At 70.4% G+C, this 24467-nt stretch carries 25 protein-coding genes; 8 read left to right on the forward strand and 17 right to left on the reverse strand.

The window, feature by feature from the left end:
* Positions 1 to 138 precede the first annotated feature (138 nt).
* From ACFXAE_RS28615 to ACFXAE_RS28665, 11 genes are all read right to left on the reverse strand, one after another.
* Positions 139 to 378 (reverse strand): hypothetical protein, encoded by a 240-nt coding sequence (locus ACFXAE_RS28615; protein WP_384719966.1) that lies wholly within the window; start codon positions 376 to 378, stop codon positions 139 to 141.
* Positions 379 to 515: 137 nt separating this feature from the next.
* Positions 516 to 1505 (reverse strand): 2,3,4,5-tetrahydropyridine-2,6-dicarboxylate N-succinyltransferase, encoded by a 990-nt coding sequence (gene dapD / locus ACFXAE_RS28620; RefSeq protein ID WP_384719968.1) that lies wholly within the window; start codon positions 1503 to 1505, stop codon positions 516 to 518.
* 101 nt (positions 1506 to 1606) lie between these two features.
* Entirely contained in the window at positions 1607 to 1927 is a 321-nt protein-coding gene (locus ACFXAE_RS28625; protein ID WP_384719970.1) for a DMT family transporter, read from the reverse strand.
* A gap of 80 nt (positions 1928 to 2007) precedes the next feature.
* Positions 2008 to 2340, reverse strand: coding sequence for a metal-sulfur cluster assembly factor (locus ACFXAE_RS28630; protein ID WP_384719972.1), 333 nt, complete (start codon positions 2338 to 2340; stop codon positions 2008 to 2010).
* The gene (gene sufU, locus ACFXAE_RS28635) at positions 2337 to 2801 is read right to left on the reverse strand and encodes a Fe-S cluster assembly sulfur transfer protein SufU (RefSeq protein WP_384719974.1); all 465 of its coding nucleotides are present in this window, start codon (positions 2799 to 2801) and stop codon (positions 2337 to 2339) included. The genes ACFXAE_RS28630 and sufU overlap by 4 nt, the downstream gene beginning before the upstream one ends.
* Before the next feature lie 11 nt (positions 2802 to 2812).
* On the reverse strand, positions 2813 to 4069 hold the full coding sequence (locus ACFXAE_RS28640; RefSeq protein WP_384719976.1) for a cysteine desulfurase: 1257 nt from the start codon (positions 4067 to 4069) through the stop codon (positions 2813 to 2815).
* Entirely contained in the window at positions 4066 to 4851 is a 786-nt protein-coding gene (sufC, locus tag ACFXAE_RS28645) for a Fe-S cluster assembly ATPase SufC (RefSeq protein ID WP_384719978.1), read from the reverse strand. The genes ACFXAE_RS28640 and sufC overlap by 4 nt, the downstream gene beginning before the upstream one ends.
* A gap of 7 nt (positions 4852 to 4858) precedes the next feature.
* On the reverse strand, positions 4859 to 5176 hold the full coding sequence (locus tag ACFXAE_RS28650; protein WP_384719980.1) for a non-heme iron oxygenase ferredoxin subunit: 318 nt from the start codon (positions 5174 to 5176) through the stop codon (positions 4859 to 4861).
* Positions 5173 to 6357 (reverse strand): Fe-S cluster assembly protein SufD, encoded by a 1185-nt coding sequence (gene sufD, locus ACFXAE_RS28655; protein ID WP_384719982.1) that lies wholly within the window; start codon positions 6355 to 6357, stop codon positions 5173 to 5175. The genes ACFXAE_RS28650 and sufD overlap by 4 nt, the downstream gene beginning before the upstream one ends.
* Before the next feature lie 58 nt (positions 6358 to 6415).
* A complete protein-coding gene (gene sufB, locus ACFXAE_RS28660) occupies positions 6416 to 7837 on the reverse strand; it encodes a Fe-S cluster assembly protein SufB (RefSeq protein WP_384719984.1) in 1422 nt (473 codons plus the stop codon).
* Positions 7834 to 8547 (reverse strand): helix-turn-helix transcriptional regulator, encoded by a 714-nt coding sequence (locus ACFXAE_RS28665; protein WP_384719986.1) that lies wholly within the window; start codon positions 8545 to 8547, stop codon positions 7834 to 7836. The genes sufB and ACFXAE_RS28665 overlap by 4 nt, the downstream gene beginning before the upstream one ends.
* Before the next feature lie 391 nt (positions 8548 to 8938).
* Between ACFXAE_RS28665 and ACFXAE_RS28670 the strand changes: the two genes are divergently transcribed.
* The 3 genes from ACFXAE_RS28670 to ACFXAE_RS28680 all read left to right on the forward strand — a co-directional run bounded on the left by ACFXAE_RS28670 (position 8939) and on the right by ACFXAE_RS28680 (position 11800).
* Positions 8939 to 9862: an ABC transporter ATP-binding protein gene (locus tag ACFXAE_RS28670; protein ID WP_384719988.1), complete on the forward strand. Its 924-nt coding sequence runs from the start codon at positions 8939 to 8941 to the stop codon at positions 9860 to 9862.
* Positions 9863 to 10004: 142 nt separating this feature from the next.
* On the forward strand, positions 10005 to 10721 hold the full coding sequence (locus ACFXAE_RS28675; RefSeq protein ID WP_384720050.1) for an ABC transporter permease: 717 nt from the start codon (positions 10005 to 10007) through the stop codon (positions 10719 to 10721).
* 53 nt (positions 10722 to 10774) lie between these two features.
* A complete protein-coding gene (locus ACFXAE_RS28680) occupies positions 10775 to 11800 on the forward strand; it encodes a heme A synthase (RefSeq protein WP_384719990.1) in 1026 nt (341 codons plus the stop codon).
* On the opposite strand, the gene ACFXAE_RS28685 is transcribed toward ACFXAE_RS28680, so the two are convergent.
* The 4 genes from ACFXAE_RS28685 to ACFXAE_RS28700 all read right to left on the reverse strand — a co-directional run bounded on the left by ACFXAE_RS28685 (position 11758) and on the right by ACFXAE_RS28700 (position 15165).
* Complete coding sequence (locus ACFXAE_RS28685) at positions 11758 to 12492, reverse strand: nucleotidyltransferase domain-containing protein (protein ID WP_384719992.1); 735 nt, start codon at positions 12490 to 12492, stop codon at positions 11758 to 11760. The genes ACFXAE_RS28680 and ACFXAE_RS28685 overlap by 43 nt on opposite strands.
* An 18-nt stretch (positions 12493 to 12510) precedes the next feature.
* Positions 12511 to 13617 carry an amidohydrolase family protein gene (locus tag ACFXAE_RS28690; protein WP_384719994.1) on the reverse strand — a complete coding sequence of 369 codons (1107 nt, stop codon included), beginning with the start codon at positions 13615 to 13617 and terminating at the stop codon, positions 12511 to 12513.
* A 168-nt stretch (positions 13618 to 13785) separates the two neighbouring features.
* Positions 13786 to 14118: a hypothetical protein gene (locus ACFXAE_RS28695; RefSeq protein ID WP_384719996.1), complete on the reverse strand. Its 333-nt coding sequence runs from the start codon at positions 14116 to 14118 to the stop codon at positions 13786 to 13788.
* Between the two features lie 93 nt (positions 14119 to 14211).
* Positions 14212 to 15165: a heme o synthase gene (locus tag ACFXAE_RS28700; protein ID WP_384719998.1), complete on the reverse strand. Its 954-nt coding sequence runs from the start codon at positions 15163 to 15165 to the stop codon at positions 14212 to 14214.
* A 341-nt stretch (positions 15166 to 15506) separates the two neighbouring features.
* Here ACFXAE_RS28700 and tkt point away from each other — a divergent pair, with 341 nt between their 5' ends.
* Genes tkt through pgl form a run of 5 tightly spaced genes read left to right on the forward strand, consistent with a single transcriptional unit; the run spans position 15507 to position 22118 of the window.
* Positions 15507 to 17594, forward strand: a complete 2088-nt coding sequence (gene tkt, locus ACFXAE_RS28705; protein WP_384720000.1) for a transketolase — start codon at positions 15507 to 15509, stop codon at positions 17592 to 17594.
* Between the two features lie 34 nt (positions 17595 to 17628).
* Entirely contained in the window at positions 17629 to 18747 is a 1119-nt protein-coding gene (gene tal / locus ACFXAE_RS28710; protein ID WP_384720002.1) for a transaldolase, read from the forward strand.
* Between the two features lie 4 nt (positions 18748 to 18751).
* Positions 18752 to 20275 carry a glucose-6-phosphate dehydrogenase gene (zwf, locus tag ACFXAE_RS28715; RefSeq protein ID WP_384720004.1) on the forward strand — a complete coding sequence of 508 codons (1524 nt, stop codon included), beginning with the start codon at positions 18752 to 18754 and terminating at the stop codon, positions 20273 to 20275.
* Positions 20272 to 21336, forward strand: coding sequence for a glucose-6-phosphate dehydrogenase assembly protein OpcA (opcA, locus tag ACFXAE_RS28720; RefSeq protein ID WP_384720006.1), 1065 nt, complete (start codon positions 20272 to 20274; stop codon positions 21334 to 21336). The genes zwf and opcA overlap by 4 nt, the downstream gene beginning before the upstream one ends.
* Positions 21333 to 22118: a 6-phosphogluconolactonase gene (pgl, locus tag ACFXAE_RS28725; RefSeq protein WP_384720008.1), complete on the forward strand. Its 786-nt coding sequence runs from the start codon at positions 21333 to 21335 to the stop codon at positions 22116 to 22118. The genes opcA and pgl overlap by 4 nt, the downstream gene beginning before the upstream one ends.
* 143 nt (positions 22119 to 22261) lie before the next feature.
* On the opposite strand, the gene ACFXAE_RS28730 is transcribed toward pgl, so the two are convergent.
* Together ACFXAE_RS28730 and ACFXAE_RS28735 are read right to left on the reverse strand one after the other, a co-directional pair.
* Positions 22262 to 23101 (reverse strand): carbohydrate ABC transporter permease, encoded by an 840-nt coding sequence (locus ACFXAE_RS28730; RefSeq protein WP_384720010.1) that lies wholly within the window; start codon positions 23099 to 23101, stop codon positions 22262 to 22264.
* A complete protein-coding gene (locus ACFXAE_RS28735; protein WP_384720012.1) occupies positions 23098 to 24465 on the reverse strand; it encodes an ABC transporter permease subunit in 1368 nt (455 codons plus the stop codon). The genes ACFXAE_RS28730 and ACFXAE_RS28735 overlap by 4 nt, the downstream gene beginning before the upstream one ends.
* Positions 24466 to 24467 lie beyond the last annotated feature (2 nt).

Consider the following 24467-nt stretch of genomic DNA (forward strand, 5'->3'; position numbering starts at 1 on the left):
CCTTTTCCCCCCCCCCCCCCCCTTCTCCCCCCCGCCGGCCGGCCCCCCCATTCCCCCCCCAAACAAAAAAAAAAAAAAGGGGGGGGGGGCCCGCTTGGTTTTCCCCCGCGCGGCGCCCCGGCCCGTCGAAGCGACCCCTCAGTCCCAGGCGTACCCGTCCCCGAACAGCAGGGTGTGTTCCAGTACGTCCTCGGCGGGGTCGTCGACCTGACCGACGTTGGCGTTGATCAGTCCGACGCGGTGACCGTTGTGGGAGGCCGTGCTGGTCTCGTCCGCGTGTGCGGAACTGGCCAGTGTGCCGCACAGCATCAGCACGGACACCACCCCCATCACTCCGACCGCACAGCGGAGCACGCCCCACACCCACTCGTTCGTCATCGCCCGTTCGTCCCCATTTCTGTATGTCAGTCGTCCCGGCTTCTGATCGGACTCTGTGTCCACCCGTTCATCTGCCAAAACGACCTCGAAGTCACGGGGAGTAACCCGTACGAGGGCGTACGGGTGTGACGGCCGGCTCAGTTGTGGCTGTGCAGGATCTCGTTCAGGCCGCCCCAGACCGCGTTGTTCGGGCGGGCCTCGACCGTGCCGGTGACGGAGTTGCGGCGGTAGAGGATGTGGGAGGCGCCGGACAGTTCACGGGCCTTGACGATCTGGCCGTCGGGCATGGTGACGCGGGTACCTGCGGTGACGTACAGGCCGGCCTCGACCACGCACTCGTCACCGAGGGCGATGCCGACGCCCGCCTCGGCGCCGACCAGGCAGCGCTCGCCGATGGTGATGCGCACGTTGCCGCCGCCGGACAGGGTGCCCATGGTGGAGGCGCCACCACCGATGTCCGAGCCGTCGCCGATGACGACACCGGCCGAGACGCGGCCCTCGACCATCGACGTGCCGAGCGTGCCGGCGTTGAAGTTGACGAAGCCCTCGTGCATGACGGTGGTGCCCTCGGCGAGGTGCGCGCCGAGCCGCACGCGGTCGGCGTCGGCGATGCGGACGCCCTTGGGGGCGACGTAGTCCGTCATGCGGGGGAACTTGTCGACGGATGTCACGGCCAGGTGCAGTCCCTCGGCGCGGGCGTTGAGCCGCACCTTCTCGAGGTCGTCCACGGCGACCGGGCCCAGCGAGGTCCAGGCGACGTTGGCGAGGTGGCCGAAGACGCCGTCCAGGTTCTGGCCGTGCGGCCGGACCAGGCGGTGCGAGAGCAGGTGCAGGCGCAGGTAGACGTCGTGCGCGTCGACCGGCTTCTCGGCCAGCGACGAGATGACCGTACGGACCGCGACCACCTCGACGCCCCGGCGGGCGTCCGGACCGACCGCCGCGGTGGCCCCGCCGCCCAGGAGTTCCGCGGCCCGCTCGGCGGAGAGCCGCTCGGTGCCGGACGGGCCGGGCTCGTCGGCCAGGACGGGGGCGGGGAACCAGGTGTCGAGGACGGTGCCGTCGGCGGCGACGGTGGCGAGGCCGGCGGCCACCGCGCCGGAGGTGCTGTGAGCAGTCGTGTCGGTCATGAGGGCAACCTAACCAACCGGTGGCCGCGGACGCGAACCGGTGGGGTCCACGTCTCGGCGTGCGGTCCGCGCGGGCGGTACGCCCCGCCGGCCGGCGCCGGTCAGTGCGCCCCGCCCAGGTTGAGCACCACCACTCCGGCGATGATCAGCGCGATGCCCCCGGCCTTGGCGGCGGTGAGTCCCTCGCCCATGAACACCGCGCCGATCACCGCGATGGCGGCCGTCCCGACCCCGGACCAGATGGCGTACGCCGTTCCGACCGACAGGGTCTTCAGGGTCTGCGCGAGCAGGGCGAACGCCACCAGGTACCCGGCGACGGTGACGACCGAGGGCCACAGCCGGGTGAACCCCTCGCTGTACTTCATGGCGGTCGTCCCGACCACTTCCGCTGCGATGGCTCCGACGAGCAGTGCGTACCCCATGACGGCGATCGTAGCCAGGGACGAACCCACGCGAAGCGGCCCCCGGCTTCACACCGGGGGCCGCTTGCCGAACCGCTCGCTCAGACGTTGAAGCCCAGCGCCCGCAACTGCTCACGGCCGTCGTCCGTGATCTTGTCGGGGCCCCACGGCGGCATCCAGACCCAGTTGATGCGCAACTCGCTGACCAGGCCGTCCGTGGCGGACTTGGCCTGGTCCTCGATGACGTCCGTCAGCGGGCAGGCCGCCGAGGTCAGGGTCATGTCGACGGTCGCCACATTGGAGTCGTCGATGTGGACGCCGTAGATGAGGCCGAGGTTGACGACGTCGATGCCCAGTTCGGGGTCGACGACATCCAGCAGGGCCTCACGGACCTCCTCCTCGGAAGCCGGTTTCATCTCCAGGGTCTCGCTCATGCCGTTGTCCTTTCGGCGTCGGCGCCCAGTGCCTGGGCCGTCGCGTCCTTCCACGCCATCCAGCTGAGGAGGGCGCACTTCACCCGGGCCGGGTACTTGGACACCCCGGCGAACGCGACCGCGTCCTCCAGGATCTCCTCCATCGCGTCGTCGGGCTCGATCTTCCCCTTGGACTGCATCAGTTCCAGGAAGGTCGCCTGGATCCGCTGCGCCTCGGCGAGGTCCTTGCCGACCAGCAGGTCGTTCAGCACGGAGGCGGAGGCCTGGCTGATGGAGCAGCCCTGCCCCTCGTAGCTGACGTCGCTGATCTTCGTGCCGTCGTACTTCACGCGGAGCGTGATCTCGTCACCGCACGTCGGGTTGACATGGTGCACCTCGGCGTCGCCGTCCCGAAGACCCCGGCCGTGCGGGTTCTTGTAGTGGTCCAGGATGACGTCCTGGTACATGGAGTCCAGCTTCACGCCTCAGCCCCTCATCCGAAGAAGTTCCGTACGTGCTCCAGGCCGTCGACCAATGCGTCGATCTCGGTCGGCGTGGAGTACAGATAGAACGACGCTCGCGTGGTCGCGGGAATTCCGTACCGCAGGCAGACGGGGCGGGCGCAGTGATGACCCACGCGTACCGCGATGCCCTGTTCGTCGAGGACCTGGCCCACGTCGTGCGGGTGGATGTCACCGAGCGTGAACGAGATCGCCGCTCCCCGGTCCTCGGCCGTGGCGGGGCCGATGATGCGCAGGTCCGGGACCTCGGCCAGCCGCTTGACCGCGTACTCGGTGATGGCGTGCTCATGGGCGAGGATCTTGTCCATGCCGATGGCCGACAGGTAGTCGATCGCCGCACCGAGACCGACCGCCTGGGCGATCGGCGGGGTGCCCGCCTCGAACTTGTGCGGGGCCGGGGCGTAGGTCGACGAGCTCATCGACACGGTCTCGATCATCTCGCCGCCGCCGAGGAACGGAGGCAGGTCCTCCAGCAGTTCCTGACGGCCCCAGAGCACGCCTATGCCGGTCGGACCGCACATCTTGTGGCCGGTGAAGGCCACGAAGTCGGCCTGGAGGGCCTGGACGTCCAGCGGCATGTGCGGCGCGGCCTGGGAGGCGTCGATGCACACCAGGGCGCCGACCTCCTGGGCGCGGCGCACGATCGCCTCGACCGGGTTGACCGTGCCCAGGATGTTGGAGACCAGGACGAAGGAGACGATCTTCGTCTTCTCGGTGATGATCTCGTCGATGTTCGAGAGGTCGAGCCGGCCGTCGTCGGTGAGGCCGAACCACTTCAGCTTCGCGCCCGTGCGCTGCGCGAGCAGCTGCCACGGCACGATGTTGGAGTGGTGCTCCATCTCCGTGATGACGATCTCGGTCTCGTGGTCCACCCGGTAGGGCTCGTCGGCCCAGCCGAGCATGTTGGCCACGAGGTTGAGCGACTCGGAGGCGTTCTTGGTGAAGATCACCTCGTTGCGGCTGGGCGCGTTGACGAACTCCGCGACCTTGTCGCGCGCGCCCTCGTACAGTGCCGTGGCCTCCTCGGCGAGGACGTGCACGCCACGGTGGACGTTGGCGTTGTAGCGCTCGTAGTACTCGCTCAGGGCGTCCAGCACCTGGCGCGGCTTCTGCGAGGTCGCCGCGTTGTCCAGGTACACGAGCTTCCGATCGTCATGGACCAGACGGTCCAGGATCGGGAAGTCCTTGCGGATCGCCTCGGTGTCGAGGAGGCCCGGCAGCTGTGTCACTCGGATGCGCCACCCTTCGTGTCGACTTCGTCGCGCTTCGCGTATGCCTCGTAGCCCTCGTTCTCCAGCTTGTCGGCGAGCTCGGGACCGCCGGACTCGACGATGCGGCCGCCGGCGAACACGTGGACGTGGTCGGGCTTGATGTAGCGCAGGATGCGCGTGTAGTGCGTGATCAGCAGGGTGCCGACCTCGCCGGACTCGCGGACGCGGTTGACGCCCTCGGAGACGATGCGCAGGGCGTCGACGTCCAGGCCGGAGTCGGTCTCGTCGAGGATCGCGATCTTCGGCTTGAGCAGTTCGAGCTGGAGGATCTCGTGGCGCTTCTTCTCACCGCCGGAGAAGCCCTCGTTGACGTTGCGCTCGGCGAAGGCGGGGTCCATGTTGAGGCGCTCCATGGCCTCCTTGACCTCCTTCACCCAGGTGCGCAGCTTGGGGGCCTCGCCGCGGACGGCGGTGGCGGAGGTGCGCAGGAAGTTGGAGACGGAGACGCCGGGGACCTCGACCGGGTACTGCATGGCGAGGAAGAGGCCGGCGCGGGCGCGCTCGTCGACGGACATCTCCAGGACGTCCTCGCCGTCGAGGGTGACGGTGCCGCCGGAGACGGTGTACTTGGGGTGACCGGCCAGTGCGTAGGCGAGAGTCGACTTGCCGGAGCCGTTGGGGCCCATGATGGCGTGCGTCTCGCCCTGCTTCACGGTGAGGTCGACACCCTTGAGGATTTCCTTCGTGCCGTTCTCGACCTCGACGGTGACGTGCAGGTCTCGGATTTCAAGCGTTGCCATGGGTGCCTCAGGACTCCTGGGTGACGGAGACGAGCACGTCGTCCCCTTCGATCTTTACGGGGTATACGGGGACGGGGCGCGTCGCCGGAAGGGCGTCGGGCTTGCCGGAACGGAGGTCGAAACGCGAGCCGTGCAGCCAGCACTCGATGTGGCAGTCGTCCACCTCGCCCTCCGCGAGGGAGACGTTCGCGTGCGAGCAGATGTCGTGGATCGCGAACACCTCGCCCTCGGTCCGCACGAGGGAGACCGGCGTGCCGTCGAGTTCCACCCGCTTCGGGGTGTCCTCCTCCAGCTCGCTCAGCCCGCAGGCGCGTCGGAAGGTCATGCGACCGCCGCCTCCAGCTCCTCCTCGATCTTGGCGATCAGGCGCTCCTCGATGTCCGGGACGCCGATCTGCTGGACGAGTTCGGCGAAGAAGCCGCGGACCACCAGGCGGCGGGCGTCCCGCTCGGGGATGCCGCGGGCCATCAGGTAGAAGAGCTGCTCGTCGTCGAAGCGGCCGGTCGCGGAGGCGTGGCCGGCGCCGACGATCTCGCCGGTCTCGATCTCCAGGTTGGGCACGGAGTCGACGCGGGCGCCGTCGGTGAGGACCAGGTTGCGGTTCATCTCGTAGGTGTCGGTGCCCTCGGCCTTGGCCTCGATGAGCACGTCACCGATCCACACGGCGTGCGCGCCGTCGCCCTGGAGCGCGCCCTTGTAGGCGACGTCGGACTTGCAGTGCGGGACGTTGTGGTCGACCAGGAGGCGGTGCTCCTGGTGCTGACCGGCGTCGGTGAGGTACAGGCCGAACAGCTCGGCCTCGCCGCCGGGGCCGGCGTACGTCACGCGCGGGTGGAGGCGTACGACGTCGCCGCCGAAGGTGACGACCACCGACTTGAAGGAGGCGTCCCGGCCGACGAGGGCGTCGTGCTGGGCGACGTGCACGGCCTTGTCGTCCCAGTCCTGGACGGAGACGACGGTCAGCTTGGCGCCGTCGCCGAGGACGTACTCGACGCCTGCGGCGAGTACCGCGTCACCGGTGTGGTCGATGACCACGACGGCCTCGGCGAAGGCGCCGAGCTCGATCACCTGGTGGGCGTAGGCGGTGCCGCCCTCGCCGTGCACCGCGATGCGGACCGGCTCGGTGAGGACGGTCTCCTTGGGCACGGTCACGACCGAGGCCCGCTCGAAGGCGGAGTACGCCTGGGCGGCGACGCGGTCCACCGGGGTGCCGGCGCGGCCGAGCCGGGCGTCGTCGCGGCCGACGGTCTCGACGATGACGCCCTCGGGCGCCTCGACGGTGACCTTGACGCCCCCGTCGGTGGCGGTGGCGGTGCCGTCGTGCAGACCGCGCAGCCGCTCCAGCGGGGTGAACCGCCACTCCTCCTCGCGGCCGTGGGGGACGGGGAAGTCCGCCACGTCGAAGGACGGGGGCGCGCTCATGCGGGTCGCGACGGTCGACTCCGCGGCGACCGCGATCGAGCCCGCGGTGGTGGAACCCACGGGGATGTTCTGAGCCTCAGCCATGGCTGTCGTAGTGCTCGCTTTCCTTTGCGTAAGGGGCTTGACGAAACGGCGCTGGTGCTTAGCCGACCGCGCCTTCCATCTGCAGCTCGATCAGCCGGTTGAGCTCGAGCGCGTACTCCATCGGCAGTTCCTTGGCGATCGGCTCGACGAAGCCGCGCACGATCATCGCCATCGCCTCGAACTCGCTCAGACCGCGGCTCATCAGGTAGAAGAGCTGGTCCTCGGAGACCTTGGAGACGGTCGCCTCGTGGCCCATGGACACGTCGTCCTCACGGACGTCCACGTAGGGGTAGGTGTCCGAGCGGGAGATGGTGTCGACGAGCAGCGCGTCGCAGAGCACGTTGGACTTGGAGCCCGGGGCGCCCTCGCCGATCTCGATCAGACCGCGGTAGGACGTACGGCCACCGCCGCGCGCCACCGACTTGGAGACGATGTTGGACGAGGTGTTCGGGGCCATGTGGACCATCTTGGCGCCCGCGTCCTGGTGCTGGCCCTCGCCGGCGAAGGCGATGGACAGCGTCTCGCCCTTGGCGTGCTCGCCCATCAGGTAGACCGCCGGGTACTTCATCGTCACCTTGGAGCCGATGTTGCCGTCGACCCACTCCATGGTCGCGCCCTCGTAGGCCACGGCGCGCTTGGTGACCAGGTTGTAGACGTTGTTCGACCAGTTCTGGATGGTCGTGTAGCGGCAGCGGGCGTTCTTCTTGACGATGATCTCGACCACTGCGGAGTGGAGCGAGTCCGACTTGTAGATCGGGGCGGTGCAGCCCTCGACGTAGTGCACGTAGGCACCCTCGTCGACGATGATCAGGGTCCGCTCGAACTGGCCCATGTTCTCGGTGTTGATCCGGAAGTAGGCCTGGAGCGGGATCTCGACGTGCACGCCCGGCGGGACGTAGATGAACGAGCCGCCCGACCACACGGCGGAGTTCAGCGACGCGAACTTGTTGTCGCCGACCGGGATGACCGTGCCGAAGTACTCCTTGAAGAGCTCCGGGTGCTCCTTCAGGGCGGTGTCGGTGTCGAGGAAGATGACGCCCTGCTCCTCCAGGTCCTCACGGATCTGGTGGTAGACGACCTCCGACTCGTACTGGGCGGCGACACCGGCGACGAGGCGCTTCTTCTCGGCCTCCGGGATGCCCAGCCTGTCGTAGGTGTTCTTGATGTCCTCGGGCAGGTCCTCCCAGGACTCCGCCTGCTTCTCCGTGGAGCGCACGAAGTACTTGATGTTGTCGAAGTCGATGCCGGAGAGGTCGGAGCCCCAGTTCGGCATGGGCTTCTTCTCGAACAGGCGCAGGCCCTTGAGGCGGAGCTTGGTCATCCACTCCGGCTCGTCCTTCTTCGTGGAGATGTCCCGGACGACGTCCTCGTTCAGGCCGCGGCGCGCCGACGCACCGGCCTCGTCACGGTCGGCCCAGCCGTATTCGTACGTGCCCAGGCCCTCGAGCTCGGGGTGGGCAGTCTCCGTGGGGAGAGTCATGCGGGGTTCCTCCCGGACGTGCTTTCAGATGCGTGGTGGGAAATCTTGGGGATGAACGTCGTGCAGACGCCGTCGCCGTGGGCGATGGTGGCCAGCCGCTGCACATGCGTACCGAGAAGCTCGGCGAAAAATTCCGTCTCGGCCTCGCAGAGCTGCGGAAACTTTTCGGCGGCGTGGGCGACCGGGCAGTGGTGCTGGCAGAGCTGCTCACCGACCGGTGCGCTGCGCGCAGTCGCAGCGTACCCGTCCGCGCTGAGGGCCTTGGCCAGCGCTTCCGTCCGCTCCTCGGGGGCCACGCCCTCGACCGCCTTGCGGTACGTCTCGGCCTGGGCGGCGATCCTGGCGCGGGCGAAGGCGGCGATCGCCTCGCTGCCGCCCTCCTGCTCGCCGATCCAGCGCAGGGCGTCCACGGCCAGTGTGTCGTAGGACTGGTCGAAGGCGTCCCGTCCGCAGTCGGTGAGGGCGAACACCTTCGCCGGGCGCCCGCGCGTGCGCGTGCCGTAGACCCGCTGTTCACGGGCCTCCACGACATTGTCGGCGGCCAGCGCGTCCAGATGCCGGCGTACGGCCGCATGGGTGAGTCCGAGGCGCTCGGCGAGCTCCGCGACGGTCGACGGGCCGTGGTCCAGGACGGAGCGGGCGACGCGGTTGCGGGTGGACCGCTCACCGGTTGCCAGTTCCTCGTGGGGAGCCTCGCCAACGTTTTTCACAACGCCATTGTTGCGTAATTCATCCGAGCCGGGCAAGCCGCGCCCGGACGGCCCGAAGGTGCGCTGCATCACTTAGGTATACCTAATGTGACCTGCGGAAACGATCTTTGATCGATCAGAACGGTGGGCCCTGCGGGGCCTTCCACGACACTCCGGGACCATGCCCGCACCCCCTCCGACCGGCCCTCTTGTCACCCACGACACCCTCACCGCGCGACTGCGCGAGCTCGGTGTACGGCCCGGCGGGAGCCGCCCGGCGGGACCGTCGCGGGCCGTACCCGCCACGCTCCCGTGCGGGAGCGTCGTGGTCGCCCGCGCGGTTCCCCGCGCCCCCGGGAGTTCCGGCACCCGGCGCTCTGGCGCCCCGGTCGCCTCCCTAGACTCGTGACCCATGCGAAGTGAGCCCGTGGTCCAGGTGCAGGCCCTGGTGAAGCGGTACGGCACGAAGACCGCGGTGGACGGCCTCGACCTGGTGGCCCGGCAGGGCGTGACCGCCGTGCTCGGCCCCAACGGGGCGGGCAAGACGACCACGGTCGAGACCTGCGAGGGGTACCGGCGGCCGGATTCCGGCACGGTGCGCGTCCTGGGCCTCGACCCGGTGAAGCAGTCCGCAGCGCTGCGGCCCCGCGTCGGGGTGATGCTCCAGTCCGGCGGCGTCTACTCGGGCGCGCGGGCGGACGAGATGCTCCGGCACGTGGCGAAGCTGCACGCACATCCGCTGGACGTGGACGCGCTGATCGAGCGCCTCGGGCTCGGCTCCTGCGGCCGTACGACGTACCGGCGGCTCTCCGGCGGCCAGCAGCAGCGGCTCGCCCTCGCGATGGCCGTGGTGGGACGCCCGGAGCTGGTGTTCCTGGACGAGCCGACCGCCGGCCTCGACCCGCAGGCCCGCCGCGCCACCTGGGACCTGGTCCGGGATCTGCGCGCGGACGGCGTCTCCGTCATCCTCACCACCCACCACATGGACGAGGCCGAGCAGCTCGCCGACGACGTGGCGATCATCGACGCCGGCCGGGTGATCGCCCAGGGCTCCCCCGAGGAGCTGTGCAGGGGCGGCGCCGAGAACACGCTCCGCTTCTCCGGACGGCCGGGACTGGACGTGGCGTCCCTGCTGAAGGCGCTGCCCGCCGGCTCCTCGGGCGCCGAGGTGGCCCCGGGCTCGTACCGGATCGTCGGCGAGGTCGACCCGCAGCTGCTCGCCACGGTGACCTCCTGGTGCGCGCAGCACGGGGTGCTGCCGGACCGGATCTCGGTGGAACGGCACACCCTCGAAGACGTTTTCCTGGAGCTCACCGGCAAGGAGTTGCGCTCATGATTCCGGCCCAGACGGAAACCGGCCGGGGGTCCGGGGGTCGCCCCCCGGGAAGACACAGCCTGGAGCTCACCGGCAAGGAGCTGCGCTCGTGACGGCCACCGGCACCTACTCACCGAAGCCGGGCGCGGCGCCCCTGACCCGCATGATCGCCGCACAGGCCGCGCTCGAGACGAAGATGCTGCTGCGCAACGGCGAACAGCTGCTGCTGACGGTGATCATCCCCACGTTGCTGCTGGTGCTGTTCAGCACCGTGGACGTCGTGGACACCGGCGAGGGCGAGGCGGTGGACTTCCTCGCTCCCGGCATCCTCGCGCTCGCGGTGATGTCGACGGCGTTCACCGGGCAGGCGATCGCGACCGGCTTCGAGCGCCGGTACGGCGTGCTGAAGCGGCTGGCCTCGTCACCGCTGCCGCGCTGGGGCCTGATGACCGCGAAGACGCTGTCGGTGCTGGTCACCGAGGTCCTTCAGGTGATCCTCGTGACGGTGATCGCCCTCGCGCTCGGCTGGTCCCCGCAGGGCAGCCCCTTCGTGGTGTTCCTGCTGCTGCTCCTCGGCACCGCCGCCTTCTCCGGGCTCGGCCTGCTGATGGCGGGCACCCTGAAGGCCGAGGCGACGCTCGCCGCCGCCAACCTGGTGTTCCTGCTGCTGCTCGTCGGCGGCGGAGTGGTCGTACCGCTGGACAGGTTCCCGGACGCGGCCCAGGACGTGCTCGGCCTGCTGCCCGTCTCCGCGCTGTCGGAAGGTCTGCGGGACGTGCTCCAGCACGGGGCCGGGATGCCGTGGGCCGACCTCGGGATCCTCGCCGTGTGGGCGGTCGCGGGGCTCACGGCGGCCGGGAAGTTCTTCCGCTGGGGGTAGGCGGCATGGCCGGCACCGACCCTCGTGAAAGCGTGCACAAGCGGCCGCCTACGATGGGACGCGTGCCAAACCTGACCCGCGCCGACGCCCAGGCGGCCCTGCGCAACCCGCTCGCCTTCATCGCCGCACGCTGGACCCCGGATCCCCGGACCGTCCGGCGGGCGGCCCTCGCCGCGCTCGTCATGGCGGTGGTCATCGTGGTCACCGGTGGTGCGGTGCGGCTGACCGGCTCCGGCCTGGGCTGCCCGACCTGGCCCAAGTGCACCGACGACTCGCTCACCACGACCAGCGAGATGGGCCTGCACGGCGTCATCGAGTTCGGCAACCGCCTGCTGACGTACGTGCTGTGCGCCGCCGTCGGCTGGGCGATCATCGCCGCCCGCTCGGAGAAGCCGTACCGGCGCAGCCTGACCCGGCTGGGCTGGGCGCAGTTCTGGGTCGTCATGGGCAACGCGATCCTCGGCGGCATCGTGGTCCTCGTCGGCCTGAACCCGTACACGGTCGCGGCGCACTTCCTGCTCTCCAGCGCGCTGATCGCGGTCGCCACGGTGATGTGGCAGCGCACCCGGGAGGGCGACGCGGAGCCCCGGCCGCTGGTCGGCAAGGCCGTGCAGCAGCTGGTGTGGTCCATGGTGGCCGCCTCCGTGCTGCTGATCGCGGTCGGCACGGTGGTCACCGGCGCGGGCCCGCACGCGGGCGACTCCAGCGACGTCCCGCGGATGCCGCTCGACTGGGAGACGGTCAGCAAGCTGCACGCCGTACTGGCGTGGATCGTGGTGACGCTGACGTTCGCCCTGTGGTTCGTCCTGAAGGCGGTCGACGCCCCCGAGGGGCCCCTGGCCCGCACCCGCGAGCTGTTCCTGATCCTGCTCGCGCAGGGTGCCATCGGCTACGTCCAGTACTTCACCGACCTCCCCGAGATCCTGGTCGGCCTGCACATGTTCGGCTCGTGCGTGATGTGGATCTGGGTGCTGCGCGTGCTGCTGTCGCTGCGCGAGCGCCCGGCGGCGGTGCCTGACGCGGCCGTACCGGTCGCTCAGGAGCCCGCCACCAGCGCGTCGATCGCCGGTCCCAGGTAGTCCCGGGTCAGCCGGGCCCGGCGTGCGGTCCACTCCTCGGCGGGCGGCGCGGGATCGTCGTAGCGCCGCCTCCGGATGTCCTCGACGACCTCGCCGGGCGCGCCGAGGCCGGGCAGGACGTCCAGGGCCTCCCGCTTGGTGATCAGCCGGCCCTCGCGCAGGGTCACGGTGGCGCGGGCGAAGGTCAGCAGGCCCAGGTCGACCCATACGTCATGCGTCCAGTTGGCGGTCCGGTCCACCTCCCGCCGCCAGTAGTCGCGCTGGTCACGCATCACGAACGCGGCGAGTTCGGCGTCCGGCACCGGCGGCAGCACGTCCGCGGGCGACGTTCCGTGCAGAACCCGGCCGAAGGTGTGCAGCTCGGTCCGGGTCACCGGGGTCACCGGCCGTCTGAACAGCTCCTCGTGCGCCCAGGTGAGGTGGCGTCGCCCGGCGCCCGCCGCGGTCCGTGGCGTCAGGTAGGTGCAGTGCAACCGGTCGGCGAGCGGCTCGTCCCGCAGCCGCGCGTGCACCAGCGCGACGCACCACACCGTTCGGGCCGTGACCGGGTCGTCCAGGACCACGATCATGTCCAGATCGCTGCGGCCCTCCCGGTAGTCCCCGCCGGCCAGTGAGCCGTGCGCCCACACGGCGACGGGCGCGAGCGGCGCCAGGCCGGCGAGGAAACGGTCGAGCAGCGCGTCGGTCGGCATGCGCCCAGTCTTCTCCGCTCAGTCCAGTCCGTACACCCGGCCCGCGTTCCCCGAGGCGATCAGACCGGCCACCCGCTGGGCGTCGTCCAGCGACCACGCGCCCTCGGCGACCCAGGTGCCGAGCACCCTGCCGAGGGCCTCGCGGAACAGGTGGGCGCCGACGACGTGCAGCTCGGGGAGGCCGCGGGCGCCGCTGGAGAAGAGGATCTTGCCGAAGGGGGCGAGTTCCAGGATCTCCGCGAGGACGGTCGCCGCGCGGGCGCCGGTGCGGACCAGGGCGGCGCCGCAGTCGGCGTAGACGTGCGGGAAGACGCCGGCGAGGTGGGCGGCGTGGCGGTGGTACGGGTAGCCGTGCAACAGCACGAGGTCGGTGCCCAGACCGGCGGTGGCCCGGACGAAGTCGGTCAGCAGGACCGGGTCGGTGCGGTCGATGCGGGCGCCCGGTGCGGCGAGACCGGCGTGGAGCTGGACGGGCCGGCCCGAGGCGACGGCGATCCACAGCAGATGCCGCAGCAGCACGGGGTCGCTCAGTTCGTCCCCGACCCGGCGCGCGGCCAGCCAGCGCCCCGCCGCGCCGCGCACCTCGCCCGGTCCGGGCGGCTCGGGGGCGAGCGCCAGGCCGTGCCGTACGCCGGCGACGGAGGTGAAGGCGACGGCGTGCGCGGCGGCGCCGTGCACGGACTCGGCGAGGTTGGCGAGGAAGGACTCGACGGTGCCGGAGGTGTCGGCGACCTGTTCGGCGAGCTGTTCCAGGCGGACGATCTCGTGGGCCTCGGCGTCCCCGGCCATGCCCAGCTCGGTGGGGCCCGTGAGGTCGCCGGGCAGCCCGGTGTCGACAAGGTAGGCGGTGATGCCGCTGCCCCGCAGCAGCCGCCGCCCGGCCTCGATCACGCCGAGTTCACGGCGCCGGGCGAGGTAGCGGGCGGGCGGGCAGTGCGGTTCCAGGCCGAGCAGGGGCGGGCACCAGCGGCGTACGGCGAAGCCGGTCTGGGTGTCGAAGAGGGTGGTGCCGGGGGCGGGTGGGCCCTCGGTAGGGGACAACTGGGCCTCGAACGTGCCGAGGCCCAGTTCCGTGCGGAGCACTCCGTGGCAGTACTGGTCCACGAGTGAGGGCGTTTCGATCATCCGGAGCTCCCCCGGGACGGGACCGTGTGGTGGTGCTTCACACGTCCTAACGGGTGAACCCCGGAAGAGGTCGCGCGTCTGCCGGGTGCGGGCCGTCCGTGGTCGGTCGCGCCCCCGCGGCAAAGCCGCGCATCGGGACGGCTTCGCGCCCCCGGGGCGGGCTGCCGCTCAGCCGTTGGACGGGCCGCCCACCTGGATCCCCGCCATGCGGCTCCACTCGTACGGGCCCGTCCTCACCTTCGCCGCGAACTCGCCGTCGAAGTTCTCGTGGACGGTGATGCCCGCCTTCTCGACGGCCTTCTCGGCGATCTCCACGGACGGGGCGAAGACGTCGCCCCAGTCGCCGTCCTCGCCGACGAGGACGATGCGGGCGCCGCGCTGTCCGAGGTACGCGATCTGGCCCTCGGCGCCGCCGTGTGCCGTGGCGAAGCCGCTGATCTGCTGGGCGAGCCGGGCCGCCTTCCGCTCTGCCTTCGGGTCCACCTGCTGCGTGTCTGCCATGACCAGGATGCTACCGACGGGTAGATCGAACGGCGACGGGCGGGGTCCGTGGCCTTGACCACGTACCCCCCCCGACCGGTGCCCGAGGAGCGGTTACCGCAGGAACGGGTCCACCGCGACGGCCACGAAGAGCAGCGACACATAGGTGATGGACCAGTGGAACAGGCGCATCTCCTTCAGCTTGCCGCCCGTCACCTCGGCCTTCGCGCGGTTCAGCAGCGCGTGCGCCTCCCACAGCCACCAGCCGCCCGCCGCCAGGGCGACCGCCGTGTAGAACCAGCCGGTGTAGCCGAGCGGGGTGAGCAGCAGCGACACCGCGACCATGACCCAGCTGTAGAGCACGATCTGCTTGGCGACCACCTTGTTGGAGGCGATGACCGGCAGCATCGGCACGCCGACGCGCGCGTAGTCGTCCTTCACCTTCATGGACAGCGGCCAGTAGTGCGGCGGCGTCCAGAAGAAGATGACGAGGAAGAGGATGACCGGCGCCCACGAGAGCGAGTCGGTGACCGCGGACCAGCCGATCAGCACCGGCATGCAGCCGGCGATGCCGCCCCACACGATGTTCTGCGACGTACGCCGCTTGAGGAGCATCGTGTAGACGACGACGTAGAAGAGGAGTGCGCCGAGGGCGAGCCAGGCCGACAGCCAGTTGACGGTCAGCCCGAAGAGCAGGGTCGAGACGACCGCCAGGGTGATGCCGAAGGCCAGGCACTCGCGCGGGCCGACCATGCCGGTCACCAGTGGACGCTGCGCGGTGCGGTCCATCAGCGCGTCGATGTCGCGGTCGATGTACATGTTCAGCGCGTTGGCGCCGCCCGCGGACAGGTAGCCGCCGACGCAGGTCAGCAGCACCAGCTTCAGGTCGGGCACGCCCTGCTGCGCCAGGAACATCACCGGAACGGTGGTGATGAGCAGCAGTTCGATGATCCGCGGCTTGGTGAGAGCCACGAAGGCCATCACCCGGGCCCCGAACGGCCGATGGGCAGGGCTCTGACTGGTCCCCAGCACCCCCGCTGGACGGGATTCAACGGCCGTCACGTACACCCCTACAGAGACATCCCAGCAAGCCCCCCCAAGTGAAGCGGCGGTAAAGGCTCGCGCGTACCACGCCACTGTAGACGTTGCCCAGACCCGGACATTCGCGGGGGTCGGCTCGTGTTGGACGGCGCCCTCCGAGGTGCGCCTCGAAGCTCGATTGAGCACCCGGATGAGCGGCTCCGTATTCATCTGCCGAATGGGGCGAACAGACCGGTCAGGAGGCGGATCCACAGCAGTGCCCGCACTCTGGAACGACCCGGAAAAAGGTACGTCCTACGGGGGTAGGCTCGACCTCGCCGGTGGGCCGTCACCGGCATCCGACATGTGGAGAGGAGCCCTGACTCAGGGTGAGCAACAAGCCGACCACCACAGACCTCGAGTGGACCGAGTTGGACCAGCGGGCCGTCGACACCGCCCGCGTCCTGGCCGCCGATGCCGTACAGAAGGTCGGTAACGGCCATCCGGGTACGGCGATGAGTTTGGCGCCTGCCGCCTACACCCTCTTCCAGAAGGTGATGCGGCACGACCCGGCGGACGCCGACTGGGTCGGGCGCGACCGTTTCGTGCTGTCCGCCGGCCATTCGTCCCTGACCCTCTACACCCAGCTGTACCTGGCCGGCTTCGGCCTGGAGCTGGACGACCTGAAGGCGTTCCGCACCTGGGGCTCGAAGACGCCGGGCCACCCGGAGTACGGGCACACCACGGGCGTGGAGACCACGACCGGCCCGCTGGGCCAGGGTGTCGCCAACGCCGTGGGCATGGCGATGGCCGCGCGCTACGAACGCGGTCTGTTCGACCCGGAGGCCGCCGCGGGCGAGTCCCCGTTCGACCACTACGTGTACTGCATCGCCGGTGACGGCTGCCTCCAGGAGGGCATCTCCGCGGAGGCGTCCTCGCTGGCCGGGCACCAGAAGCTGGGCAACCTGGTGCTGCTGTGGGACGACAACCACATCTCCATCGAGGGCAACACCGAGACGGCCGTCTCCGAGGACGTCGTCAAGCGGTACGAGGCCTACGGCTGGCACGTGCAGCGCGTGGCCCCGAAGCCGGACGGCGACCTGGACCCGAACGCGATCTACGACGCGGTCCAGGAGGCGAAGAAGGTCACGGACAAGCCGTCCTTCATCGCCATGCGGTCGATCATCGCCTGGCCGGCGCCGAACGCGCAGAACACCGAGGCCGCGCACGGCTCGGCGCTCGGCGACGACGAGGTCGCGGCCACCAAGCGCGTCCTCGGCTTCGACCCGGAGCAGAGCTTCGAGGTCTCCGAGGAGGTCATCGGCCACACCCGCAAGGCGCTGGAGCGGGGCCAGGCGGCCCGCGCGGTGTGGGAGAAGTCCTTCCAGCAGTGGCGTGACAACAACCCGGAGCGTGCCGCCGAGTACGACCGGATCGCCGCCGGTGAGCTGCCCGAGGGCTGGCAGGACACGATCCCGGTCTTCGAGCCGGGCAAGGGCGTGGCCACGCGTGCCGCGTCCGGCAAGGTGCTCCAGGCGCTCGGCGCGGTGATCCCGGAGCTGTGGGGCGGCTCGGCCGACCTGGCGGGCTCCAACAACACCACGATCGACAAGACGTCGTCGTTCCTCCCGGCCGGCAACCCGCTGCCCGAGGCGGACCCGTACGGGCGCACGATCCACTTCGGCATCCGTGAGCACGCCATGGCCGCCGAGATGAACGGCATCGCGCTGCACGGCAACACCCGTATCTACGGCGGCACCTTCCTGGTGTTCTCCGACTACATGCGCAACGCGGTGCGCCTGTCGGCGCTGATGCACCTGCCGGTGACGTACGTGTGGACGCACGACTCCATCGGCCTGGGCGAGGACGGCCCGACGCACCAGCCGGTCGAGCACCTGGCCGCGCTGCGCGCCATCCCCGGCCTCAACGTCGTCCGCCCGGCGGACGCCAACGAGACCGCGATCGCCTGGCGGGAGATCCTCACCCGCTGGACCAAGGAGTTCGGCAAGGGCGCCCCGCACGGTCTGGCGCTGACCCGCCAGGGCGTGCCGACGTACGAGCCCAACGAGGACGCGGCGAAGGGCGGCTACGTGCTGTTCGACGCGGAGGGCGGCGACGCCCAGGTCGTCCTCATCGCCACCGGCTCCGAGGTGCACGTCGCCGTCGAGGCGCGCGAGCGGCTCCAGGCGGACGGTGTGCCGACGCGCGTGGTGTCCATGCCGTCGGTGGAGTGGTTCGAGGAGCAGGACCAGGGGTACCGGGACAGCGTCCTGCCGCCGGCCGTGAAGGCACGCGTGGCCGTCGAGGCCGGTATCGGTCTCACCTGGCACAAGTACGTCGGGGACGCCGGACGGATCGTCTCCCTGGAGCACTTCGGTGCCTCCGCCGACGGCAAGGTGCTGTTCGAGGAGTTCGGCTTCACCGCCGAGAACGTGGCCGCCGTCGCCAGGGAATCGATCGCCGCAGCCCAGCGCTGACGCCCATACACGACACGTAGGAGATGGAATTTCCATGACGGACGCACTCAAGCGCCTTTCCGACGAAGGCGTCGCGATCTGGCTGGACGACCTGTCGCGCAAGCGGATCACGTCCGGCAACCTCGCCGAGCTGATGGACCAGCAGCACGTCGTGGGCGTCACCACCAACCCGACGATCTTCCAGAAGGCGATCTCCGAGGGCGACGGCTACGACACGCAGCTGACCGACCTCGCCGCCCGCAAGGTGACCGTCGAAGAGGCCATCCGCATGATCACCACGGCGGACGTCCGCGACGCCGCCGACATCCTGCGCCCGGTCTTCGACGCCACCGGCGGCCAGGACGGCCGGGTCTCGATCGAGGTGGACCCGCGCCTGGCGCACAACACCCGCGCGACGGTCGCCGAGGCCAAGCAGCTGGCCTGGCTGGTGGACCGGCCCAACACGCTGATCAAGATCCCGGCGACCGAGGCCGGCATCCCGGCGATCGCCGAGACCATCGGCCTGGGCATCAGCGTCAACGTCACGCTGATCTTCTCCCTGGAGCGCTACCGCAAGGTCATGGACGCGTTCCTGACCGGTCTGGAGAAGGCCAGGGAGCGCGGCCTGGACCTGTCGAAGATCCACTCCGTGGCGTCCTTCTTCGTGTCCCGCGTGGACACCGAGATCGACAAGCGGATCGACGCGCTCGGCACCGACGAGGCCAAGGCACTGCGCGGCAAGGCCGCCATCGCCAACGCGCGTCTGGCCTACCAGGCGTACGAGGAGGTCTTCTCCACCGACCGCTGGGCGGCGCTCGAGCGCGAGGGCGCCAACAAGCAGCGTCCGCTGTGGGCGTCGACCGGTGTGAAGGACAAGGCGTACAAGGCCACCATGTACGTCGACGAGCTGGTGGCGCCGAACACGGTGAACACCATGCCGGAGGCGACGCTGGCCGCCACCGAGGAGCAGGGCGAGATCCGGGGCGACGCCGTCACCGGCACCTACGAGCAGGCCCGCGCCGACCTGGACGCGGTCGAGGCGCTCGGCATCTCGTACGACGAGGTGGTGCAGCTGCTGGAGGACGAGGGCGTCGACAAGTTCGAGGGCTCCTGGAACGACCTGCTGAAGTCGACCGAGGCGGAGCTGCAGCGCCTCGCCCCCTCGGAGGGCTGACACCTTGTCGAGCAGCAACCCGCTGCGTGACCCCGCCGACCGACGGCTCCCGCGTATCGCGGGGCCGTCGGGCCTGGTCATCTTCGGTGTGACGGGCGACCTGTCCCGCAAGAAGCTGATGCCGGCCGTGTACGACCTCGCCAACCGGGGTCTGCTGCCGCCGGGCTTCTCGCTGGTGGGGTTCGCCCGCCGGGAGTGGGCGAACGAGGACTTCGCCCAGGAGGTCCACGACGCGGTCAAGGAGCACGCCCGCACTCCCTTCCGCGAGGAGGTCTGGCAGCAGCTCATCCAGGGCATGCGCTTCGTGCAGGGCACCTTCGACGACGACGAGTCGTTCGAGCGGCTGCGCTCCACGATCGAGGAGCTGGACAAGGCACAGGGCACGGGCGGCAACTTCGCCTTCTACCTGTCGGTGCCGCCGCGTTCCTTCCCGGTGGTCATCCAGCAGCTGAAGAAGCACGGTCTTGCCGACCAGACGGGCGGCTCCTGGCGTCGCGCGGTGATCGAGAAGCCGTTCGGGCACGACCTGAGGTCGGCCGAGGAACTGAACGCGATCGTCCACGAGGTCTTCGCCCCGGACCAGGTCTTCCGCATCGACCACTACCTGGGCAAGGAGACGGTCCAGAACATCCTGGCGCTGCGCTTCGCCAACACGATGTTCGAGCCGATATGGAACCGGTCGTTCGTCGACCACGTCCAGATCACCATGGCCGAGGACATCGGCATCGGCGGCCGGGCCGGCTACTACGACGGCATCGGCGCCGCCCGTGACGTCATCCAGAACCACCTCCTGCAGCTGCTCGCGCTGACCGCCATGGAGGAGCCGGCCTCCTTCGACGCGGACGCGCTGGCCGCGGAGAAGACCAAGGTGCTCGGTGCCGTACGGCTGCCGAAGGACCTGGGCCGGGACACCGTGCGCGGGCAGTACGCGGCCGGCTGGCAGGGCGGCGCGAAGGCGGTCGGGTATCTGGAGGAGGACGGCATCGACGCCTCCTCGAAGACCGACACCTACGCCGCGATCAAGCTGGGCATCGACAACCGCCGCTGGGCGGGCGTCCCCTTCTACCTGCGCACCGGCAAGCGGCTGGGCCGCCGGGTCACCGAGATCGCGGTGGTCTTCCAGCGGGCGCCGCACTCCCCCTTCGACACGACGGCCACCGAGGAGCTGGGCTCCAACGCGATCGTCATCCGCGTCCAGCCCGACGAGGGCGTCACGGTCCGGTTCGGCTCGAAGGTGCCGGGCACGTCGATGGAGATCCGGGACGTGTCGATGGACTTCGCCTACGGCGAGTCGTTCACCGAGTCCAGCCCGGAGGCGTACGAGCGGCTGATCCTCGACGTTCTGCTCGGTGACTCCAACCTCTTCCCGCGCACGGAGGAGGTCGAGCTGTCCTGGAAGATCCTCGACCCGATCGAGGAGTACTGGGACGAGAACGGCAAGCCGGCCCAGTACCCGGCCGGAACGTGGGGACCCGTCGAGGCGGACGAAATGCTCGAGCGAGACGGACGGAGCTGGCGCCGGCCATGAAGACAGACCTCACGGACACCACGGCCAGCAAGATCAACAAGGCGTTGGTGAAGGCCCGCCGGGCCATCGGTACTCCGGCCGTCGGCATGGTGCTCACGCTGGTCATCGTCACGGACGAGGAGAACGCCTACGACGCGCTGAAGGCGGCCGGTGACGCCTCGCGCGAGCATCCCTCGCGCACGCTGGTCGTCGTCAAGCGCGTCTCCCGCTCGCCCCGGGACCGCACCCAGTCCCGCCTCGACGCCGAGGTGCGGGTGGGCGCGGACGCCGGCACCGGGGAAACCGTCGTACTGCGCCTCTACGGCGAGGTCGTCGACCACGCCCAGTCGGTGGTGCTGCCGCTGCTGCTGCCGGACGCCCCGGTGGTGGTCTGGTGGCCGGTCAACGCCCCGCTGGACCCGGCGAAGGACCCGCTGGGCGCGCTGGCCCAGCGCAGGGTGACCGACACCTACGCCTGCGAGAAGCCGGTGGAGGAGCTCGCCGCCCGCGCCGACGCCTACACCCCGGGCGACACGGACCTGTCGTGGACCCGCATCACGCCCTGGCGTTCGATGCTGGCCGCGGCACTGGACCAGATCGCCTGCGAGGTGCAGGGCGTCGAGGTGGAGGGCGAGGAGTTCAACCCGAGCTGCGAGCTGCTGGCGATGTGGCTCGCGGACCGGCTGGACGTCCCCGTCAAGCGCTCCCGCTCCAGCGGCCCGGGACTCACGGCGGTCCGCATGGACACCGACTGCGGGCCGATCGTGCTGGACCGTGCCGACGGTTCGCTGGCGACGCTGTCCATCCAGGGTCAGCCGAAGCGCGCGGTGGCGCTGAAGCGCCGCGACACGGCGGAGCTGATCGCGGAGGAGCTGCGCCGCCTGGACCCGGACGACACGTACGCGTCGGCGCTGCGCTTCGGCGTGGAGCGCCTGAAGTCGTCGGAGCCGAAGAGGGCTGACGCACCGGCCAAAGGAGAAGGGGAACGGGAAGCGGTCCCCACTCCCGTCGAGTCGGCTGCGAAAGCTCCCGCGGCCCAGGCGACGGCGCAGGCCCCGGTGAAGAAGGCGGCGGCGAAGTGAGTACGGCACCGCAGCTGGTCGTGCACCGGGACAAGGAGCTGATGGCGCAGGCCGCGGCGGCCAGGCTGATCACGAAGATCGTGGACGCGCAGGCCTCGCGGGGTTCGGCGTCCGTGGTCCTGACCGGCGGCCGCAACGGCAACGGCCTGCTGGCCGCGCTGGCCGCGGCCCCGGCGCGGGACGCGATCGACTGGGCCCGCCTCGACCTGTGGTGGGGCGACGAGCGGTTCCTGCCGGAGGGCGACCCGGAGCGCAATGTCACCCAGGCCCGTGAGGCGCTGCTCGACGCGGTGCCACTGGACCCGAAGCGCGTGCACGCCATGCCCGCGTCGGACGGCCCGCACGGCACGGACGTGGACGCGGCGGCGGCGGCCTACGCGGAGGAACTCTCCGCGGCCGCGGCCCCGGAGAACCACGCGTCCGTCCCCGCCTTCGACGTCCTGATGCTGGGCGTCGGCCCGGACACGCACGTGGCGTCCCTCTTCCCGGAGCTCCCGGCGGTCCGGGAGACGGAACGCACGGTGGTGGGCGTCCACGGCGCCCCCAAACCCCCACCGACGAGGGTGACGTTGACCCTCCCCGCGATCCGCGCGGCCCGCGAGGTCTGGCTCCTGGCGGCCGGCGAGGACAAGGCGGAGGCGGCGGAGATCGCCCTGGCGGGCGCGGGCGAGATCCAGGCCCCGGCAGCGGGCGCGTACGGCCGCGCCCGCACGCTGTGGCTCCTGGACGCGGCGGCGGCCTCACGGCTGCCGCGGTCGCTGTATCCGCAGGCGTCGGCCTGAGTCAGCCCGTCCGGGGGTGCCCCCTTCGGGGGAGCTCGAGGACAAGGCCCGTCCAGGGCCGAAAGGGGGGCCTGGGGGCACAGCCCCCAGGGTCGGGAACGGGAAGGGGCGGCGGGGGCGAAAACCCTCGACCGCCCCACCTCCTACTTCACCGACCCCGCCATGACCCCCTGCACGAAGTGCCGCTGGAACGCGAAGAACACGACGACCGGCACCACCAGCGACAGGAACGCCCCCGGCGCCAGCACGTCGATGTTGCTCCCGAACTGCCGGATCTGCGACTGCAGCTGCACCGTCAGCGGCTGGGAGGAGCTGTCGGCGAAGAGCAGGGCGACCAGCATGTCGTTCCACACCCACAGGAACTGGAAGATCGCGAGACTGGCGATCGCCGGCCGCCCCACCGGCAGCACCAGCCGCGTGAAGATCCGCCACTCGCTCCCCCCGTCCATCCGCGCGGCCTCCAGCATCTCCTTCGGCATCTCGGCGAAGTAGTTCCGCAACAGGAACACCGCGAACGGCAGCCCGTACGCCACGTGGAACAGCACGACGCCGGGAATCGTCCCGAACAGCCCCAGCTGCCCGAAGAGTTTGGCGACCGGCAGCAACCCGATCTGCACGGGCACGACCAACAGCGCGACCACGACGAGGAACACCGGCTCCCGCCCCGGAAAGTCCAGCCACGCGAAGGCGTATCCGGCCAGCGCGGCCAGGACCACCACCAGCACAGTGGTCGGCACCGAGATCAGCACGGTGTTCCAGAACGCCTGGGTGATCCCCGAATTGCCCAGCAGCGCGGAGTAGTTGTCGAAGGACAGCTGCCCCGGACCGGTGAACACGGTCCACCAGCCCCCCTCCGCCGTCTCCTCGGCCGACCGCAGCGAGGACAGGAACAGCCCGGCCAGCGGAGTCATCCACACCAGCCCGATCACCACCAGAAACGCCTGCACCACCGCGTTACCCAGGACACGCCGCACCGCGCTCACCGCTGACCCCTCCGAAAACGACGGACGTTGAACACCATGGCCGGAATGACCAGGAGCAGCAGCAGCACACCCAGCGCACTGCCCAGCCCCTGGTTGTTGCCGCCGCCGAACGACACCAGCCACATCTGCGTCGCGAGCACGGTCGCGTCCTCCTGCACGGGCCCGGGCGCGATGATGTAGACGAGGTCGAAGACCTTCATCACGTTGATCACCAGCGTCACGAAGACGACGGTGAGCACGGGCGCGAGCAACGGCACCGTGATCCGCCGGAAGATCTGCCACTCGTTCGCGCCGTCCATCCGCGCCGCCTCCAGCGCGTCCCGCGGCAGGGTGGACAGCCCCGCCCCGATCAGCACCATCGCGAACCCGGTCCAGATCCACAGGTACGCCCCGATGATCGCCGGGGTGACGAGCGCCGGACCGAGCCAGGAGACGCCGTCGTAGGGTGCGGCGAAGTTGGACGAGGGCAGTTTCAGGGCGTACGAGCCGCTGTCCAGCCCGGCGAAACGGAAGGAGCCGTCGGCGGCAGTGGTCGTACTGGCGACCGTCTCCCTGCCGCGCACCGCTTCGACCGTGACTCCGGGCAGCCCGCTCTCCTCCCGGTCGACCACCCCCGGCTCCCCTCCCCCACCGGGCGTGAAGTCGAGGTACACCACACCGCGCACCTCGTCGGCGCCGGCCTTCCCCGCCGCCGCGGCGGCGGCGGGTTCGGCGTCCCCCGGCAGGTCCTTGGGCGCGACCCCGACCAGCCCCAGCACCGTCGTCGTCCCCCCGGGCGACGCATCCGCGCCGGTGACGTACGACCCGTCCGCCGCCTCGGTCAGACCCTCACCGTCCCGCGCGCGGGCGGTCGGGTAGGAGGAGCTCCCTTCGAAGGCATCGTGGACGGAGACGACGGCCGCGTTGAGCACGCCCTTGTCCGGGTCGTCGTCGTAGGCGAGCCGGAAGATGATGCCGGCGGCGAGGAAGGACACCGCCATCGGCATGAACAGCAGCAGTTTGAAGGCGGTGGCCCAGCGGACCTTCTCGACCAGGACGGCCAGGACCAGTCCGAGCCCGGTCAGCAGCGTCGGCGCCACGACGACCCAGATCGCGGTGTTCCGGACGGCCTTGAGGGTGGTCGGGTCGCGGAACATCTCGGCGTAGTTCTCGCCGCCCACGAACGCGGTGCCGGAGGCGTCGAAGAAACTGCGGCCGACGGAGAACAGCACCGGGTACACGACCAGCGCGCCCAGCAGGAGCAGCGCGGGGAACGCGAACAACAGGGCGACGACGCGCCCCCGTCGGCGCAGGCGCCGTCCGTGCGCGCCGCCGGGGTGCGCGGGCGCCGGAGGGCTCGCCTCTTTCACCAGTGTGGCGGTCATGG

The sequence above is a fragment of the Streptomyces sp. NPDC059454 genome, assembly GCF_042749965.1.
Taxonomy (GTDB): domain Bacteria; phylum Actinomycetota; class Actinomycetes; order Streptomycetales; family Streptomycetaceae; genus Streptomyces.